Genomic DNA, 16,970 nt, shown 5'->3' with positions numbered 1-16,970 from the left:
AATGAGAAAGATCCAATTTTTCCTGATCTTGAGTTTTTTCAGTCAGATTATATATTCTCAGGTAAAAACTACCGATGAACTGTATAAAACAGCCAAAAAGCTGGACAGCCTGATATTCGATGTTGGATTTAATAAATGTGATCTTTCTCATTATAAATCTATAGTCAGCAACGATCTGGAATTTTATCATGATAAAGGAGGAATCACTTCCGGAGAAAAAGCATTTACTGCTTCCATTAAAAATAATATCTGTGGCGGCCCTAATAAAGTAAGACGGGATCTTGTACCCAACAGTATGAAAGTTTATCCTTTATACAATAATAATGTCTTATACGCATTTGTACAGGAAGGGGAACATGATTTTTTCGAATTTTCCAATGGAAAATGGGTTCAGGGAAGCCGTGCAAAATTCAATATTTTATGGGTTTTGGAGGATAAACAATGGAAAATGAAAAGGGTACTTAGCTACGACCACCATTTATAAATCAATATGAAAAATACCAGAAAAGTCACTTTTGAAGATCTGAGTCAACTGGCGGAATTATTTGACCAATACAGGGTTTTTTATCACAAAGGATCTGATATCCCTTCTGCTGAAAATTTTCTAAAGGAAAGAATAGAGAACAAGGATTCCGAAATTTTTGTGGCAGAAAGTGAAGGTAAACTGACAGGATTTGTTCAGTTATATCCAATCTTCTCATCCACGAGAATGCAGCGCTACTGGCTGCTGAATGATCTCTACGTCAATGAAAATTACAGAGGAAAAGGTTATTCCAAAGAACTGATTGAAGAAGCAAAAGATCTTTGCAGATCATCCAACGCCTGCGGGGTTCTTCTGGAAACAGGAAAAGGTAATGATGTAGGAAATCAGCTTTATCCTGCGTGTGGCTTCGAGCTATATGATTCTGTAAATTTTTATGAATGGACGAATAAAGAGTAATTAAAAATGAAAAGAGAAAAACGAAAAATAAAAAGAGGATAGTCAGCTGTCAGAAATTTTTCATTCTTAATTTTTCACTTTTCATTCATCTATAACCAAAAAACAAAAATATGTCTGATTTTCAAAAATACATACAAAGATATTTAGACCAGATCCCTTCTGGAAACTGGATCGGGGAATTAAAAACTTCGGGAGATAAAACAGCAGAGCTGTATTCAAATCTTACAGAAGAGCAGTCTCTTTTTGCTTATGCTGAAGGAAAATGGTCCCTGAAAGAGCTTTTACTCCATTTATCTGATACCGAAAGGGTATTTCAATACAGGCTTTTAGCTTTTGCAAGAGGAGAAAAAGCCGGATTGCCGGGTTTTGATGAAGAACTGTATGCTTCCAATTCTTTTGCAGATAAAAGATCACTGGAGTCTTTACTGGAAGAGTATAAGCTTGTCAGAAAGTCTTCCCAGATTCTGATTGAAACGATGGAGCCATCTGCTTTGAAGAATATTGGGACAGCTAATGGAAATGAGCTGGTTGCAGAAACAATCGGAAAGTTGATTGTAGGGCACAATTATCATCATTTGAATATTATTGAAGAGAGGTATTTACCAGGATTGAAATAAAAGTATTTGAATAATCCGGATCCAAACTTAAATGATATATAAAATTTAACAAGGACGGGCATTAGCTCGTTTTTTCTTTACCTTTATACAAGTGGTTTACAACCCTGAAAAATTATGGAAAACATTATCGAGATATTAAAATCCGGCGGAACCATTCTTTATCCTACAGATACTATTTGGGGAATTGGATGCGATGCTACCAATATTGAGGCGGTCAATAAGATTTTTGACATTAAAAAAAGGGAAAAAAACAAATCGATGATTATTCTGGTGGAATCTGAAAAAAGACTTCAGGAGCTTGTGGATGTTCCCGAAATGGCCTGGGAAATTATTGATCTTAGTGAAAAGCCGGTAACGATTGTTTATGAAAATCCCCGAGGACTTCCAAAAGAACTTCTTGCTGAAGACGGAAGCATCGGGATCAGATTGATAAAAACTGATTTCTGCAAAAAGCTGATTACAAAACTGAACAAGCCACTGGTATCCACTTCTGCCAATTTCAGTGGAGACAAAAGCCCGCTGAAATTTTCAGATATTTCACCCGAAATTATTAAGCTGGTAGATTATGCTGTTGAGGAAGACAGAGAGAAAGTTTCAAAATATTCCGGTTCTTCAGTTATAAAAATATGGAATGACAACAGAATTAAAGTTCTTCGCGAATAAAATTCTGAAATAATTCTCTCAATTTAAAATCTTGTCAATGTATATCGGCAGGATTTCTTTTTTTTAATTTCTATCTTTGCATTCTTCAACTGATAAAAGACATGCCATGAACCACCAACAATTTGCTGAAGAATGGATCCGTGCCTGGAATTCCCATGATCTTGAAGAGATACTGTCCCATTACGCAGAGGATATTGAGATCACAACTCCAATGATTGTAATGGCTACAGGAGGAAAAGAAAGTACATTAAAGGGAAAAGAAGCCGTTCGGGAGTATTGGAGAAAAGCACTGGAAAAATTTCCAGATCTGCATTTCGAATTGATAAAATCAACAGCAGGTGTGAATTCTGTGGCATTGTTTTATAAATCGATTATGGATAAAGATGCTGTGGAAGTTATGTTTTTTGACGGTGAAGGAAAAATTAATAAAATGTATGCCCATTATGATTAATGGAAATATATTACTAGAAAGATGACCTATTATTAAGATGAAAATTAATCTTACTCAAAATAAAAATTTAAAATTATTCAAGATCATTGCTGAAGCTGCTGAAAAAAATAATCAATCAGTGTATATTGTCGGTGGCTATGTCCGTGATCTTCTGATGAAGAGAACAGCTTCCACAGACATTGATTTTGTGACGGAACAGAGCGGAATTGAGCTTGCACAAACTGTCGCAAAGGATATTGATCCGAAAATGAAGGTTTCAGTCTTCAAAACTTACGGAACAGCTATGATTAAATATAAAGATCTTGAGCTGGAATTTGTGGGTGCCAGAAAAGAAAGTTACACGGAGAACAGCAGAAAACCGGAAGTAGAAGGAGGAACACTGGAAGATGATCAAAAAAGAAGGGATTTTACTATCAATGCGATGGCAATTTCTTTAAATAAGACCAATTTTGGAGAGCTGATCGATCCTTTCGATGGAATCGAAGATCTTGAAAAAGGAATTTTAAGAACGCCTTTAGAACCTGCTCAAACTTATTCTGATGACCCGTTGAGGATGATGAGAGCGGTCCGTTTTGCTTCAACATTAAACTTTACTATAGAAGAAAAATCCTTGAATGCTATCAAGCAGGAAGCGGAAAGGATCAAGATTGTTTCCATGGAAAGAATCATGGTGGAATTCAATAAGATCATGATGTCTAAAAAACCTTCCGTAGGACTTGGATTAATGGAAGAAACAGGACTTTTAAAGCTGGTTATTCCTGAACTGATAGAACTGAAAGGAGTAGAAGAAGTAGAAGGACAGACTCATAAGGACAATTTTTACCATACTTTGGAAGTGGTGGACAATATATCTGAAAATACGGATAATTTGTGGTTGCGCTGGTCAGCATTATTGCATGACATTGGAAAGGCACCTACCAAAAAATTCGTAGAAGGCACAGGCTGGACTTTTCACGGACATGAGTTCTTAGGCTCAAAAATGGTGAAAACTCTTTTTCACAGACTGAAACAGCCATTGGGAAGTGATATGAAATATGTCCAGAAAATGGTAAAGCTTTCATCCCGCCCTATTGCTTTAATTACTGATGATGCTTCAGATTCTGCATTGAGAAGACTTCTGTTTGATGCAGGTGAAAATCTGGAAGATCTGTTTACCCTTTGCAAGGCAGATATTACAACCAAAAACTCTAAAAAACAGGAAAGATTCAAAAAGAATTTTGAATACGTAGCGGTGAAGATCAAAGAAGTGGAGGAAAAAGACCAGGTGCGTAATTTTCAACCGCCGATCACCGGAGAAGAAATTATGAAGATGTTTAATCTGCAGCCCGGAAAAGAGATCGGAATCCTTAAAGAAAAGGTAAAGGAAGCGATTCTGGAAGGGGAGATTGCCAATGATAAGCAGGAAGCTGAAAAATTTGTGATTGCTGAAGCTGAAAAATTGGGACTGAAGTATCATTAAACTTTTAATATATAAACGGCTACGGCGGGACAAAGTCCCGCCGTAGCCATTTCCCTTAATAAAATCAGGCCGCTTCTTCGAAGAAGCGGCCTGAAAAAAACACAAATGATGAAAAAAAATAAAAATTTATATATAATACCGAAGTATTAAATTTCTAGTTAGCATAAACTGAGTTTGAACCAATACCTGCAGTGAATGATCTGATCACAGATCCTGAAGTAGAATACACTACAATCTTACTGCCCTGGGTAAATCCATTTGAATCCGAAGTGAAAATTTTATCATTGATTACACTGAATCCATATAAAGGAGAATAATCATCAACCCCGTTAGCTACAGTGAATAAAGGAGATGCAGGCACTGTTGCAGCACTCATATCCATCCCGTATACTTTTTTTCCTGAAGTGAAATAAAATTTACCGTTCGCAATTTCAAGATTGGTAGCATTGGCAATACCTGTTAAAGTAGTGGTTTTTGTAATACTTCCTGTGCTTGAGATCTGGTAGATATAAGAATCAGAAGTTCCGGCAGCAATAGCATATACATTTTGATTGCTTGAAATAATCTTATTGATGTTTCCGCTTGGTAAAGTAATTGTAGACTGAACATCATTCGTAGAAGTATTGATATACGAAATCTTATTTCCATAACCGAATGAAGCATTCTGTACGAAGATATTGTTTCCGGCCTCTACAATTCTTTCAGCAGCATCTGTGAAAGATATTTTTTTGATGAAAGAGCGGTCTGAAGCTTTATAAATGCTTACAAACTTATCACCTAAATACTTATCGTTCGTTACATAAATGTTGTTATTGGCAAAAGCCATATAGCGGGGAGTGTTAAGCTCGGCTGTAATTTCACCGTTTGCTTTAAAATTGTAACGGTTTACAATTTGAATTTTGTTAGAATTATTCAGTAGCAGATAGGCATTTTCACCATTGAAAGCAATCATCTGTAAAACATCACCCAATTTCGCGCCTCCGTTATTCAGTGCAAAAACATTATCCTGCTTAAGGTTCAGGTCTGCGCTTACAAACGTTACGTCTCCTTCCGGTTTTCCGAAAGTACCTTCGTTAGCGATTAAAAAACCGTTGCCATAAAATATTTCCTGCTCATCATTATTATCACTGCTACAGGATACAATACCTAAAAGAAGTGTAAAAGCAAGAAGAAGATGTAGAAATTTGTTCAGTTTCATAATATTTTTAAGTTTAAAAATTAATTGTTGCATAAACACTGTAATTCCTTTTCGGCATCGGATAATAAGATACAGTTTGATAAACAGTGTTGGTGATGTTATTCACTTTAAACCCTAAAGTGTACTTTTTCAAAAGTGTGGCAGAAATACCTGTATTTAAAATAAAATAAGAATCAATCGCTGTGGATCTGTTCTCATCCGTAGAAGTATAAGTAAGACCATTGAATAACCCCTGAGCATATAACTTAAGGAAAGAATAACCATACTCAATATTTCCGACAGCTTTGTGAAGCGGAACGTACATCATCTGCATTTGTGTATCCTTGTTCACGGATTTTGAATATGTATAGCCCCCGTCCAGTTTCAAAGCATGCTTCCCGAATGTTTTGTTCCAGGTAATCTGAGATTCCAGACCATAATATTCAGCGCTGGATGTATTGAAAGGAGCCCAGTATCCATATGGAGTCGGAAGCCAGTTGATAAGATTTTTAATGTCCATATAATAAGGACTTAATACCACTTTAAAATCCCCGAAGCTGAACTCATTGTTCATATCAATATTCGTGGAAGTTTCAGACATTAAATCCAGATTTCCGCCCGGCTGCCAGTAGAGATCATTAAAAGAAGGATATCTGAAATTTCTTGAAAAACTTACCCCCACATGATACCATCTTAAAGCATCCCATTTTCCTGAAAAAGAATACAGAAGAGGTGACGAAATACCTTCTACAAAATCTTTTTTGATCCCCGCTTCGATACGAAGATCTTTTGTGGCAAAATACCTGATCATACCGGCTAAAGAACCTACATTCCTGCTGATAGTTCCCAACCCGGACTGATAACCTTCACCCTTATTCACCTGAAATTCCCCGATAGCATTAATATTAATCTTTGGAGTGATGAAATAGTTGAAATCATTTTTGAAAATATAATTTTTCCCTTCCGCTCCGCTGGTTTTAGGTAGATTAAGATCTGAAAAATACTGGAAATTATCCTCTGTGTAAGCAGCCTTTAGACTGTTGGAAAGATTACTTTTATTAATATCCCATGCAATCAGGCTTCTCAAAGTCTGTGCATTATATTTTGTTTTATTGCCGTTCTGCTCGAAAACAGGATAATGCTGTGAAGCATCAAACATCTGGTTCTGCCATGAAATGGTCTGGTGATCAGCGATTTTATAAGAAACGCCAATATTGAATGAAGTATTGTAGTACTTTCCGTTGATATTGCTGAACCCTGTACTTCCTACAACAAATTCAGGAACTTTATAATCATTTTGGCTCGTTAAATAACTTCCCGAAACCTTAACGCTTAACTTGTCATTACTGAAAGAAGCTTGGGCAAAATTATTATAAGTATCAAAAGAAGCCGCTTCCGAATAAACAGAAGCCTTAAATCCCCTGTTGAAATCCAGAATATTATTTAAATGAATACTTCCTCCGATAGCTCCGCTTCCATAAACAACACTTCCTCCACCGGCTTTTAAATCAATCTGGTCATATCCGAAAAGAGGTATATTATTTACATCTCCCTGTCCTAAAAAACTTGAGTTGATATTAATTCCGTTCCATACAAAAGCAGTTTGTTGGGCAGTCGTTCCCCTGAAAGAAGGTGAAGAAACAGCTCCACGTCCGTTTTCTTTAATGTAAATGGAAGATTGAAAGCGTAAAAGATCAGAAAGATTGGTTGAGTTTTTCTCGATGTCTTTTTGCGTAATTGTACGTACCGGATGAAAAAGCTTCACTTTGCTCATCTGGCTGTCAAAAATATAAATGGTATCAATCGCTTTCTCCTGTCCCAAAAGAAAGCTGCCATAAGATGTACAAAGCAGTAATAAAGACCTTTTTATATCCATACAATTTTACTTTTCCTCCGAAAGCAATCCGTTTTTAGTTATAATTCTGGCAGGTCTCCTGACTTTCGCTTTCTGTGCCTTCCCGTGTGAACAGTGACTTTTTACAGAAATTCTTATTGCGATCTACAGTTGCGGGGACAGTTTGGGAGTTACACCCAATTCCCTATTATTTCCAAAATGCTGGAAACCAAAATTTTTGCAAAGATAATGTTTTAAATGTATTTCACAAAAAGGGAAAAGTTAAAGGACAAAAGGGAATAATGAGTAGTGAATTTTGCTGCACACGACAGTCTATGAAAGATATTTACAGCTTTTCAAACTGACCACTCACTTGTGGAACAAAATTCACAATTGATGAAAATTCCTTTTACAAAAATGATGAATCAAAATAGAAAGGTAAAAGATCCTTGATGGAATGCACCTTCACCACTTCATCATTCATGCTTGAAAAATAAAGATCAATATTTTCGTCCTGTTTCGTTTCATATTCTATTAAACTTTGGCGACAGGCTCCACATGGCGGAATAGGAGGGTTTTTCTCATGGAATTCCTTAGGACCTCCCACTACAAAAATCTTTTTCACTTTTACATCAGGGAAGTTAGCTGCTACCCAGAAAAGAGTAGTTCTTTCCGCACACAATCCTGATGGATAGGCCGCATTTTCCTGGTTGTTACCCGAATAAATTTCACCGTTTTCCAGTAAAACTGCACATCCTACAAGGAAATTCGAATAAGGTGCATAAGCATTTTCACGGGCCTGTTTGGCACTTTCGAATAATTTTTGCTCTATATCATTCAGCTCACTGCTGTTTTTAAAATGCTCGTAACTGATCTGTATGTCTTTTTTCATATATTAGTCATGACTAAAAAAGGGGCGCTAAAATTACTCCTTTTTCACCAGTTGGGCAAGATTTTTATTCATCCATTAAATTGAAACTCAAAAACGTAAAATGTTATATACACCAATAAAATTCAGAAACGTAGAATTAAAAAACAGATGGGTAATGTCTCCGATGTGTATGTACTCGTGTGAAGATGGTTTGGCTAATGATTTTCATTTTGTACACTACGGGAGCAGATCTCAGGGAGGAACAGGACTTATTATGGTTGAAGCCACAGGAGTTGAGCCGAGGGGAAGAATTACCAATCACTGCATGGGTATCTGGAATGATCAGCAGGCAGAAGAACTCAGGAAAATTGTTGATTTTGTTCATTCCCGTTCGGAAAGTAAAATAGGAATTCAGCTTGCCCATGCCGGAAGAAAAGGATCTACCTGGAACAATCTGCAGATTCCTGTTGAAGAAGGCTGGGAAACTGTTGCGCCAAGTGCTGTTCCATATCATCCTACAGAAAGAATTCCGCATGTCCTGACTGTTGATGAAATCAAAGAACGGGTTCAGAATTTTAAAAACGCGGCAAAAAGAGCTGTAAAAGCAGGTTTTGATGTTATAGAAATTCATGGAGCTCATGGATATCTGGTTCATCAGTTTTTATCACCGCTTTCCAATATCAGAACAGATGAATACGGTGGAAACTTTGAAAACAGAATCCGTTTTCTACTGGAAATAATAGACGCTGTTAATGAAGAACTGGATGAGAATACAGCTTTATTTGTAAGAATTTCCGGTACTGAATATATCGAAAACGGATGGAATATATATGACAGTATAAAGCTTGCCCAAGTTTTAAAAGAACATTCCGTTGATCTGGTGGATGTTTCAAGCGGCGGGAATATTCATGGGGCAAAAATACCTGTATTTGATGGGTATCAGGTTCCTTTTTCATCCCACATCAGAAGAGAAGCCGGAGTAAAAACCGGGGCTGTGGGATTGATCACAAAAATAGAGCAGGCTGAAGATATTCTGGAAAAGGGTGATGCAGATCTTATATTTGTGGCAAGAGAGATTTTAAGAAACCCATATATTGCTGTTCAGGGATCATTTGACATGAAAGAAGACTGCTTCTTCCCCCATCAGTACGCAAGAGCAAAAATTTCATCATAACACGAAATGAAAGTGGAAGACTTTATGCTGACCTGTCCCAGCAAGAAATTTCTGGGAATAGAATGTTTGGGATGTGGTGCCCAGAGAGCAATTGTGCTTGTATTTGAAGGACGGTTTGCAGAAGCTTTTCATCTTTATCCGGCAGTTTATACATTGCTGCTGTTTTTTTGTACTTTAGGTCTGAGTTTTGTAGATAAAAAAAGGAGATACAGCAGTATTCTGATGATTATGATTGTAGTAAATCTGATTATTATGATCGCTTCCTATTATTATAAACATTTTTACATTCATTCTCATGGATGAAATAAAGCGATAAGCTATATTTTTTTAATGTTTAATTAAGAAGTGTAGTAGAAAAGTCGTAGAATTACTACAAAATGTAAAACTGTTTGATAAAAACTTTTTAAATTAGAGCATGAAGTCTATCTTTGTTAGACAAACTTTAGGAATTAGGAATAGTATAATCATTAATGATTAAAATATAAGAATATGGCAGGAAATTCAAGAGGAATTTTAAAATTCAATGGAGGAGAAGGGCAAAAGCTGTTAAAGCTTAATTACAGCGTATCAAGATCTACAGATGTTTCAGGACGTGTAGCGTCTGATCCATCGAATGCTTTGGTCAAAATAACAGTAGAAGCAACTGAAAAATCTGACATTCTTGAAAGTTTATTGAACAGTAAGTATAAGCCGACAAGCGGTGAAATTACCTTTAACAAATCCCATGAAGAAGGTACTTTGATTACTTTGAAATGGGAAAACGGATATGTGATCCAGCATGAAGTGGATTTTGATGCTGTAGACAGCAACAGTATGCTGGTTAGCTTTGTAGTAAGCGCGGAAAGCATTAGCTACGGAAATTCACTATATGACGGATTCTGGCCATTAAGCTAGGTCCGCAGTAGTACAAAATACAAAGAGACTGTCCCACCAAGACGGTCTTTTTTTACCTGTTGTGAATGCTATTTGCTGACAAGGACTTTTTGTTTATTTTCAAAAACTCCCGATTGGATGAATAATATACACATTTTAACGCAAATCACTTTATAAAATATGTCTAATACACCTGAAAAATCAAAAGGGAACAATTTTCGTCCGGCACAGAATGCAGACGGAGTGTCCGAAAATCATCATGCCGGAATCAACCGTCTGGTAAAGCTTTCCTTAGTCATAGAAGGAACAATTATCAAATTTTATAAACATTTTAAACTTAAACAGAGTACCCAAAATCATCACGAATTTACCCTTACCCTTGCCCATGATGCTTTAGGCGACCGCCAGACCCATTCGCTGGAAGATGCCAATAAATTTCTGGGAAAACGTCTTACAGCGGTTATTTCCTATAAAGATATAGATAACAGCCCGGAGAGAACTTTTGTAGGAATCATTACAGGAGTAGCCTTTAGCCAGGAAAAGATGAGCCTTGGAAATATTGTGCTTACAGGATGCAGTCCTACGATTCTTTTGGATGGTGCTTCGCATATTCAAAGTTTTGGTGGAAGTCAGCCGGTCAACATTGGAATTATTGCAGATGAAATTATCAAGCAGGGAATTGATAAAGGCCGATTTGATGTCAGGGTAGAAGCCAATAATTTTTCCCAGATCATATACAGCAGCCAATACGACGAAACCCACTATAATTATCTGGCAAGAATGGCTGAAGCGTATGGTGAACAGTTTTATTACGACGGTGAAGTTCTTCACTTTGGGAAACTGCCACCTCAGAACAAACCGATTATCCTTACTTACGGAAGCAGTGCCAACGATATTAAGGTTGAGTTGAAAGCAATGCATACCAAGCCACAGTTTTACGGATACAACAGCAATAAAAACGAAAAACTTACTTCCGGTTCTACACCTATCCAGCATGTAAGTGATATTGCCAAGACGGCTTATGACCATAACAACAATATTTATAAAACACCTGCACTTCAGATAGCTCCAATCAAAGCAACCACACACCTGGATGTAGAATATTCCCAGAAAAGTGCTTCAGGAAGTGTAGCCGTGAATGTTTTTTCTATTTCAGGAAATACAACAGTTCCATTCCTTCATCCGGGATGCATAGCTGATGTTCAGATGAGAAAACAGGATTCCAATGAAACCTCCTATTTTACGAGAATCATGATCACAGAAGCGGAACATGAGATTGATACGATAGGACATTATACAGGAAGTTTTACAGGAATAGCAGCAGATACAGGATTTCTTCCAAGACCGGAATACAAAATACCAAAAGCTGAACCGCAGACTGCAGTGGTAATATCAAATACAGATCCGGAAGGGCAGGGAAGAATACAGGTACAGTTTGACTGGCAGACAAATGATACCACTAATTTTATCAGGATGATGAGTCCTGATGCGGGAGGAACAGACCAGATTACACAAAACAGGGGATACGTTGCTATTCCCGAAGTGGGAGATCAGGTGATGGTCAACTTTGTTCACAGCCATCCGGACAGACCTTTCGTAATGGGAGGGATGTTCCATGGAGGAGTGGCTTTAGGCGGTGGAGTCAATAACCATCTGAAATCTATCCAGACGAGAAGCGGAATCAGAATTTTGATGAATGATGAAGAAGGAAGTGTAAAGATCATGGATCCAAGCGGAAATATCTATTTCATGGACGGTGCCGGAAATATCAGTATGAAAGCCCCTAAAAATTTCAGCCTGAACGCTGGAGATAATATCAATATGACTGCCGGAAAAGAAATTTCCATCAGTGCAGGAGAAGGCATTAACAGTTCTGCCAATAAAAGCATTATTTCTACCGCAGGGAAAGATATTGTACAGACAGCCTCCGGAGATATCCGTGAATCTTCAGATACCAGATCTGAAATGGTGGAAAAAGAATTCAAAAGGCAGTCTGAAACTTCCAATGAGATAGCCGGTGAAATATCCATGTTCAGCGAACTTGAAAACATGACAATGCAGAGCGGTAAGATTGTGGAATTCAACAGTGCTGAAAAATCAAAACTTTTCTGATATGGCGATCATCAAAACAGCTAAGAATATACAGATAAAAGTCACGGACTCTTATCAACTGAATGTCGGTAAAAAGGTTGAAAAAATTGCTCAGAAAATTAATGTGGAGGCACAGAAAAATAACCTTGTTTTGGCAAGCAACAAGAAAATAATGTCTCATGGAAACAAGTAAATTAAGAATCCTGATTCTTTTTATTGTAAGTAGTTTCTCATTAATCAATTGTCAAAATAAAAAAATGGAACAGAAATACAGTTGGCTGGGAACCCTTTCGGCACCACAGGAATACCCGATGGAAATTTACAGGGGAGCCATCATTGCAGATGATTTTACCTATGATTTTGATGCCATCTGGGGTACACAGAATACAGGCTGGGGAAATGAGGGCGGAACAATGAGTGTAGAAACCGGCCAGATGGATATTCCCAATAAACTGGAATTTACATGGTACTCTTTGGTTGAAAATAAATTTTATACCGGAAAATGGGACCTGGATAAAGAAAAAATAAAAGATCTTTTTGATAAGGGTTTCACGGATCAGGATAATGGCAAAAAAACGACATACAGTAATTTTATTGTAGGTCTTGCACCAAAAGGACGTGTGGTTCTGTGGGTCAACGGTCCGGGAAATCAGAAAGAAGTAGGGGTTTTCCAGGCTCATGATACCATTATCACGAAAGAAAAGGCATATGAAAATGCACAGTACATGCTGAAAGACGGCTATGCGGACAGAATGTTGAAAGATCCCTCTTATGAAACCTTTAAACCCGAAATCAGGGCTAAAATAGAAAAAGATGGATATCCTTCTCCGGACATCTATGATATATACAGAGAAAGATACAGTTGGAAACCTTCAGTGATTTTGCCGGAGGGCAGTGAATGGATTGATTTTGGGTTTACCAATTATAACGGTGAACAGGAAAATCTCTTCGGAGAAAGTCTTACGGCTGATACTTATAAAAAAAGGGCTGTTCCAAAGTTCTGCGGATTTTACTGGAGAGATAAGAATAAAAACAGATATGCAGTTTGGGTAGATGCTTTTGATGAAAAAGAAATTTTTGAATTATTCCGGAAATTGGGAAAAGAGAAAAATATAAACTTTGTTATCAAAGTCAGTGCAGATAATGCCGGAGCTGCTTTATCATTAAAGAGCGACAGTGAAGAGGTACCCGTTACAAAAGCAAAGATCAGGCTTTCACGTAAAATAGAATAAGCAGAATTCCTTTAAAATAGTCTGTCAATAAAAATAAAATAAGAACCATGCACAATAATAAATTTGGAGATTATACACCGGAAATATCCAAAGAGGAAGTATTAGACATTACTCTTGGGGTATTTTTTGACGGGACTCTGAACAATAAAACCAATACTACAGAAAGAAAAAACAAAACTGCCGATTATAAAAAAAACGGTGGCAAGCCCAGTGATAACAACAGTTATAATAACGACTGGAGCAATGTAGCAAGGTTATGGGACAATTATGATAAAAATTTTGGCATCTATATAGAAGGAATCGGTACGGAAGATAAGGAAGAAGATTCTATGCTTGGTTATGCCTTTGGAACAGGTGCTACGGGGATCAGATCAAAGGTAAGAAAAGGCTGTGAAGAGATCGTAAAAAAAGTAAAAAACATCAAGAATGCAAAAAAAGCAGATAAAATTGCAGTTCTTACTTTTGATGTTTTCGGTTTCAGCAGGGGTGCTGCTGCTGCCCGTAATTTCGTACATGAAATAGGAAAATCAGAATATAAGGCGACCACTACTACTGTTTCATATGAGGGTATGACGGTAACTTCCCGTTATGACAGCGACGGAACAGGGGTAGAGGGCGAAGAACTTCCAAAATGGGGGCATCTGGGGCTTAAACTGGAAGAAGCCGGAATTAAAATTGATGTGCTTAAAGTAAGGTTTCTGGGAATTTATGATACCGTTTCGTCTTATTCCAAAAACTTTTCTGCCACACCGAATTTTCATAATGATGTGAAAGAATTGAGCCTGAATGATATCACGAGGGCACAAAACGTCATTCATTTTGTAGCTGAAAACGAGCACAGGGAGAATTTTGATCTTACCAATGTACTTGTAGGTATAGAGAAAATATTTCCAGGTGTACATTGTGATGTTGGCGGAGCCTATGAAGACGGTCCGGAAATCTGGGAAGAACTTGAGACATCCTGGACCACGAGTGCGAAATTAAAGGAATTTAAAAACGAGCTTGTAGCAGAATCCTGGTATAAAGAAGAAGAGCTTACCATTACTCCCGGATTTTACCTGGCATTAAGGGGAGAACGTAAGCTTATTAAAAAAGCATACAGCTATATCCCCTTACATTTTATGGCGGAATATGGGGTTCAGAAAACAGTTCCTCTTACTATTAAAAAAATTACCGACGAAAAATATTCCGTTTCATCCGATGAACTGCTGGTAAGAGTAAAAAACCGTTTGAGACCTTATGCTATGGGAGACGGAAAACAATACATCTTTAAGAGGTATAAAGAAATTGAGACCACCTACGGAGGAGCATCAATACCGCAGCAGAAATATGCAGACTATCAGAGAGAAATGAAAGAGCAGGATGACCTCAGAATACTCAGAAATAAGTATCTGCACCGTTCAGCAAGAAGAGAAGGTATAGGAATGGATCCTACATCAGACAGAGTAAGAGTACACCATTAAATAAACATTAATACAATTTCCAGATAAAGAATACTGATGCCGGATTATTTATGCAGAAATTTAATATACATACCATTCAGAAAGGAGAAAGCTTAAAAAGCATAAGTTCACTCTATAATTTGGATACTGAAGCTTTAAAGTTATTTCATAATAACCACGGCAGCGTAAAAGATATGATCCTGATTGAGCTTACAGGCCAGAAAGAACTTTTTCTTCCCAGAACTGTTGTAACAGATAAAAGCAGACTGGTAAAATTCGGGAGGGCAAACAGTTTGATTTTTCAGCCGGAAAATTCATTCAGTAAATATGGAACTACTATTACCATTGAAAACGGTGAGTATAAAAACGAACTGAAATATGAAACTTCAGTACGCTGGCTGAAAAAGGAGGGTGGACTTCATTTTTTTGAAATAGACAGGACTTCAAACCTGTATCTGAATGAAGAAGAAGTCAATGAAATAGCTGATCTGCTCGCCTATAAAACTTCAAAAGTCTTATATCCGCTACAGATCAGTGTAGATGAACAGGGAAAATTCAATGATGTAGAAAACCTTTCCGTATTTAAAGAAAGATGGTCTGCTGTAAAAGAAGAGGTTTATAAAGAATTTGACGGAGAAACAGTTGATACCTATTGTGAAAAGATAGAAAAAGTAATATTTGAGCCGGATGCGATGGTTCTTTATCTTAAAAATGATTATTTCATCAGAACGTTATTCTTTGGAATATATCAGCGTTTCGGGCCGGATTATCAGATAGAAATGGATGAAAGCTTTCCTGTCGTGAATAACCCTGTAGAACCGAAATATGAAATTAAATTAGAGATAGATCCGCTGAAAGGCGAATCCGATTTGGTTAATATAGAAGGGGAAGGAAGACTGAATGATGAAAGATCAGCATACGATTTTATAAATAAAGCGCCCTTTTCAATGATCATTGAAGACAATCCGGTGATGAATCATAAAGGAAATTTCAGAATAGTCGCCTATCTGCACGGAGAAACTTTACTTCTGAAATCCATGTATCTGGAATGCAGCATAGACCTTGAGAAGAAAAAGAAGATATCCATAGTAGTTGCTGAATTACAGACAAATTAAAAAAAACGTAACAACATGAAAATTCAATTAAATCATAAACTTTCCATATTAGTCTTTATACTGAGTTTCAGTCTGTATTTTGGGCAGAAAACAGAATTTAATATCCCGAAAGATATTGAGACCTTACAAAACTCTGTTTTTTATTTTCAGAATGATTTCACCAAGGATGAAGCTAAAGCTGCTGCTGCCTCAGATAGTGATTTCTCTACCACTGTTGATCTTTACAACCTGAAATATGATACGGATACCAAAAATCCTTATCTGGATCTGGCCTTGAAAAGCGGTTCCAGGCCCAAACAATTCATCCAGCAAGCTATCTGGACTGTCAATATGAAAAAAATGTCCTCAAAAAGCACAAAAGTTACTGTTTCCCTTGACAAAATAATCCCGGACAGCTGGTCTAAAAAAGAAGTTGATACAAAACTGACAAAATCCACGGGTATGCTTGAGAAAGAAATCAAAGAATTTCTCTTAAGCTATGAACCATCGGCTATGGATGCAGCAGCTGCGGCAACAGGACGGGCAGCAGCTGAAATTGCCAATTTTGAAGAAAAAGCAGCCCAGAAAAAGATAGTATCAAAAAAACTACAGGCTTTATTTAGCAAAAAACAGTTTATTACATTGCCTGCTTCATCAGACACCTTTACAAAACTTCTACAGGTAGATCCAGGTGAATTGGAATGTAAAGACTGTAAAAACGGAAAATATTCCAACTGGGATTTTGATGATTTTAATATGATCTACGCCAATATGAATGGCGGTGAAGAATATTACGCCATCCAGTACTACGGCAACGATAGCGTTTCAGGATTACCTTATGAACTGGTATTCAATGAGAGTTCACCATCAGAATGCAAGCAGAAATTTGCAAGATATAATGCACAGCTTTATCAAATCACAGTTGATACCGATGAAAATACATCTAAAGCATTAACCGTTGTTACTTTTAAGATGAATTCCTCTTTTGTCCGTCTGGAATTCGGGAACGAATATTTAAGCAGATTAGTAATTTCAAATAAAGAATTTTAGCC

18 protein-coding genes and 1 riboswitch are annotated in these 16,970 nt (G+C 37.1%); of the genes, 15 read left to right on the top strand and 3 right to left on the bottom strand.

What is annotated here, in order from left to right:
- Position 1 precedes the first annotated feature (1 nt).
- The 6 genes from ACQWU4_RS05975 to ACQWU4_RS05950 all read left to right on the top strand — a co-directional run bounded on the left by ACQWU4_RS05975 (position 2) and on the right by ACQWU4_RS05950 (position 4,130).
- On the top strand, positions 2-484 hold the full coding sequence (locus ACQWU4_RS05975) for a nuclear transport factor 2 family protein (RefSeq protein ID WP_429934862.1): 483 nt from the start codon (positions 2-4) through the stop codon (positions 482-484).
- 6 nt (positions 485-490) lie between these two features.
- The gene (locus tag ACQWU4_RS05970; protein WP_429934861.1) at positions 491-940 is read left to right on the top strand and encodes a GNAT family N-acetyltransferase; all 450 of its coding nucleotides are present in this window, start codon (positions 491-493) and stop codon (positions 938-940) included.
- Positions 941-1,050: 110 nt separating this feature from the next.
- Entirely contained in the window at positions 1,051-1,557 is a 507-nt protein-coding gene (locus ACQWU4_RS05965) for a DinB family protein (RefSeq protein WP_429934860.1), read from the top strand.
- A 114-nt stretch (positions 1,558-1,671) separates the two neighbouring features.
- Positions 1,672-2,220: an L-threonylcarbamoyladenylate synthase gene (locus ACQWU4_RS05960; protein WP_429934859.1), complete on the top strand. Its 549-nt coding sequence runs from the start codon at positions 1,672-1,674 to the stop codon at positions 2,218-2,220.
- A gap of 106 nt (positions 2,221-2,326) precedes the next feature.
- Positions 2,327-2,671: a nuclear transport factor 2 family protein gene (locus ACQWU4_RS05955; RefSeq protein ID WP_429934858.1), complete on the top strand. Its 345-nt coding sequence runs from the start codon at positions 2,327-2,329 to the stop codon at positions 2,669-2,671.
- A 37-nt stretch (positions 2,672-2,708) separates the two neighbouring features.
- Entirely contained in the window at positions 2,709-4,130 is a 1,422-nt protein-coding gene (locus ACQWU4_RS05950) for a CCA tRNA nucleotidyltransferase (protein ID WP_429934857.1), read from the top strand.
- Between the two features lie 154 nt (positions 4,131-4,284).
- On the opposite strand, the gene ACQWU4_RS05945 is transcribed toward ACQWU4_RS05950, so the two are convergent.
- From ACQWU4_RS05945 to cdd, 3 genes are all read right to left on the bottom strand, one after another.
- Positions 4,285-5,328 carry a YncE family protein gene (locus tag ACQWU4_RS05945; protein ID WP_429934856.1) on the bottom strand — a complete coding sequence of 348 codons (1,044 nt, stop codon included), beginning with the start codon at positions 5,326-5,328 and terminating at the stop codon, positions 4,285-4,287.
- Between the two features lie 13 nt (positions 5,329-5,341).
- Positions 5,342-7,183 carry a TonB-dependent receptor plug domain-containing protein gene (locus ACQWU4_RS05940; protein ID WP_429934855.1) on the bottom strand — a complete coding sequence of 614 codons (1,842 nt, stop codon included), beginning with the start codon at positions 7,181-7,183 and terminating at the stop codon, positions 5,342-5,344.
- Between the two features lie 31 nt (positions 7,184-7,214).
- A riboswitch (cobalamin riboswitch) is annotated at positions 7,215-7,390 on the bottom strand.
- Between the two features lie 160 nt (positions 7,391-7,550).
- Entirely contained in the window at positions 7,551-8,033 is a 483-nt protein-coding gene (gene cdd / locus ACQWU4_RS05935) for a cytidine deaminase (RefSeq protein WP_429934854.1), read from the bottom strand.
- Between the two features lie 100 nt (positions 8,034-8,133).
- Here cdd and namA point away from each other — a divergent pair, with 100 nt between their 5' ends.
- The 9 genes from namA (at position 8,134) to ACQWU4_RS05890 (ending at position 16,968) form a co-directional block, all read left to right on the top strand.
- Positions 8,134-9,186 carry an NADPH dehydrogenase NamA gene (gene namA, locus ACQWU4_RS05930; RefSeq protein ID WP_429934853.1) on the top strand — a complete coding sequence of 351 codons (1,053 nt, stop codon included), beginning with the start codon at positions 8,134-8,136 and terminating at the stop codon, positions 9,184-9,186.
- A 6-nt stretch (positions 9,187-9,192) separates the two neighbouring features.
- Positions 9,193-9,489, top strand: a complete 297-nt coding sequence (locus ACQWU4_RS05925) for a DUF2752 domain-containing protein (protein ID WP_429934852.1) — start codon at positions 9,193-9,195, stop codon at positions 9,487-9,489.
- A gap of 186 nt (positions 9,490-9,675) precedes the next feature.
- The gene (gene tssD / locus ACQWU4_RS05920) at positions 9,676-10,080 is read left to right on the top strand and encodes a type VI secretion system tube protein TssD (protein WP_429934851.1); all 405 of its coding nucleotides are present in this window, start codon (positions 9,676-9,678) and stop codon (positions 10,078-10,080) included.
- 159 nt (positions 10,081-10,239) lie between these two features.
- Positions 10,240-12,171, top strand: coding sequence for a type VI secretion system Vgr family protein (locus ACQWU4_RS05915; RefSeq protein WP_429934849.1), 1,932 nt, complete (start codon positions 10,240-10,242; stop codon positions 12,169-12,171).
- A 1-nt stretch (position 12,172) separates the two neighbouring features.
- Positions 12,173-12,343, top strand: coding sequence for a hypothetical protein (locus ACQWU4_RS05910; RefSeq protein WP_429934848.1), 171 nt, complete (start codon positions 12,173-12,175; stop codon positions 12,341-12,343).
- Positions 12,344-12,407: 64 nt separating this feature from the next.
- Positions 12,408-13,382, top strand: coding sequence for a DUF2931 family protein (locus tag ACQWU4_RS05905; protein ID WP_429934847.1), 975 nt, complete (start codon positions 12,408-12,410; stop codon positions 13,380-13,382).
- Between the two features lie 47 nt (positions 13,383-13,429).
- Positions 13,430-14,845, top strand: a complete 1,416-nt coding sequence (locus ACQWU4_RS05900) for a T6SS phospholipase effector Tle1-like catalytic domain-containing protein (RefSeq protein ID WP_429934846.1) — start codon at positions 13,430-13,432, stop codon at positions 14,843-14,845.
- Between the two features lie 50 nt (positions 14,846-14,895).
- Entirely contained in the window at positions 14,896-15,939 is a 1,044-nt protein-coding gene (locus ACQWU4_RS05895; protein WP_429934845.1) for a LysM peptidoglycan-binding domain-containing protein, read from the top strand.
- A 15-nt stretch (positions 15,940-15,954) separates the two neighbouring features.
- Complete coding sequence (locus tag ACQWU4_RS05890) at positions 15,955-16,968, top strand: hypothetical protein (protein ID WP_429934844.1); 1,014 nt, start codon at positions 15,955-15,957, stop codon at positions 16,966-16,968.
- Positions 16,969-16,970 lie beyond the last annotated feature (2 nt).

Source organism: Chryseobacterium sp. MIQD13 (genome assembly GCF_050496705.1).
Taxonomy (GTDB): Bacteria; Bacteroidota; Bacteroidia; order Flavobacteriales; family Weeksellaceae; genus Chryseobacterium.
Note: the sequence above shows the minus strand (reverse complement) of the source record. Positions and strands in the feature narration are given on the sequence as shown.

Bases quoted from the DNA above. Each gene is read 5' to 3' on its own strand.
- ACQWU4_RS05975 (WP_429934862.1), top strand. From the start codon at position 2: ATGAGAAAGATCCAATTTTTCCTGATCTTGAGTTTTTTCAGTCAGATT.
- ACQWU4_RS05970 (WP_429934861.1), top strand. From the start codon at position 491: ATGAAAAATACCAGAAAAGTCACTTTTGAAGATCTGAGTCAACTGGCG.
- ACQWU4_RS05965 (WP_429934860.1), top strand. From the start codon at position 1,051: ATGTCTGATTTTCAAAAATACATACAAAGATATTTAGACCAGATCCCT.
- ACQWU4_RS05960 (WP_429934859.1), top strand. From the start codon at position 1,672: ATGGAAAACATTATCGAGATATTAAAATCCGGCGGAACCATTCTTTAT.
- ACQWU4_RS05955 (WP_429934858.1), top strand. From the start codon at position 2,327: ATGAACCACCAACAATTTGCTGAAGAATGGATCCGTGCCTGGAATTCC.
- ACQWU4_RS05950 (WP_429934857.1), top strand. From the start codon at position 2,709: ATGAAAATTAATCTTACTCAAAATAAAAATTTAAAATTATTCAAGATC.
- ACQWU4_RS05945 (WP_429934856.1), bottom strand. From the start codon at position 5,328: ATGAAACTGAACAAATTTCTACATCTTCTTCTTGCTTTTACACTTCTT.
- ACQWU4_RS05940 (WP_429934855.1), bottom strand. From the start codon at position 7,183: ATGGATATAAAAAGGTCTTTATTACTGCTTTGTACATCTTATGGCAGC.
- cdd (WP_429934854.1), bottom strand. From the start codon at position 8,033: ATGAAAAAAGACATACAGATCAGTTACGAGCATTTTAAAAACAGCAGT.
- namA (WP_429934853.1), top strand. From the start codon at position 8,134: ATGTTATATACACCAATAAAATTCAGAAACGTAGAATTAAAAAACAGA.
- ACQWU4_RS05925 (WP_429934852.1), top strand. From the start codon at position 9,193: ATGAAAGTGGAAGACTTTATGCTGACCTGTCCCAGCAAGAAATTTCTG.
- tssD (WP_429934851.1), top strand. From the start codon at position 9,676: ATGGCAGGAAATTCAAGAGGAATTTTAAAATTCAATGGAGGAGAAGGG.
- ACQWU4_RS05915 (WP_429934849.1), top strand. From the start codon at position 10,240: ATGTCTAATACACCTGAAAAATCAAAAGGGAACAATTTTCGTCCGGCA.
- ACQWU4_RS05910 (WP_429934848.1), top strand. From the start codon at position 12,173: ATGGCGATCATCAAAACAGCTAAGAATATACAGATAAAAGTCACGGAC.
- ACQWU4_RS05905 (WP_429934847.1), top strand. From the start codon at position 12,408: ATGGAACAGAAATACAGTTGGCTGGGAACCCTTTCGGCACCACAGGAA.
- ACQWU4_RS05900 (WP_429934846.1), top strand. From the start codon at position 13,430: ATGCACAATAATAAATTTGGAGATTATACACCGGAAATATCCAAAGAG.
- ACQWU4_RS05895 (WP_429934845.1), top strand. From the start codon at position 14,896: ATGCAGAAATTTAATATACATACCATTCAGAAAGGAGAAAGCTTAAAA.
- ACQWU4_RS05890 (WP_429934844.1), top strand. From the start codon at position 15,955: ATGAAAATTCAATTAAATCATAAACTTTCCATATTAGTCTTTATACTG.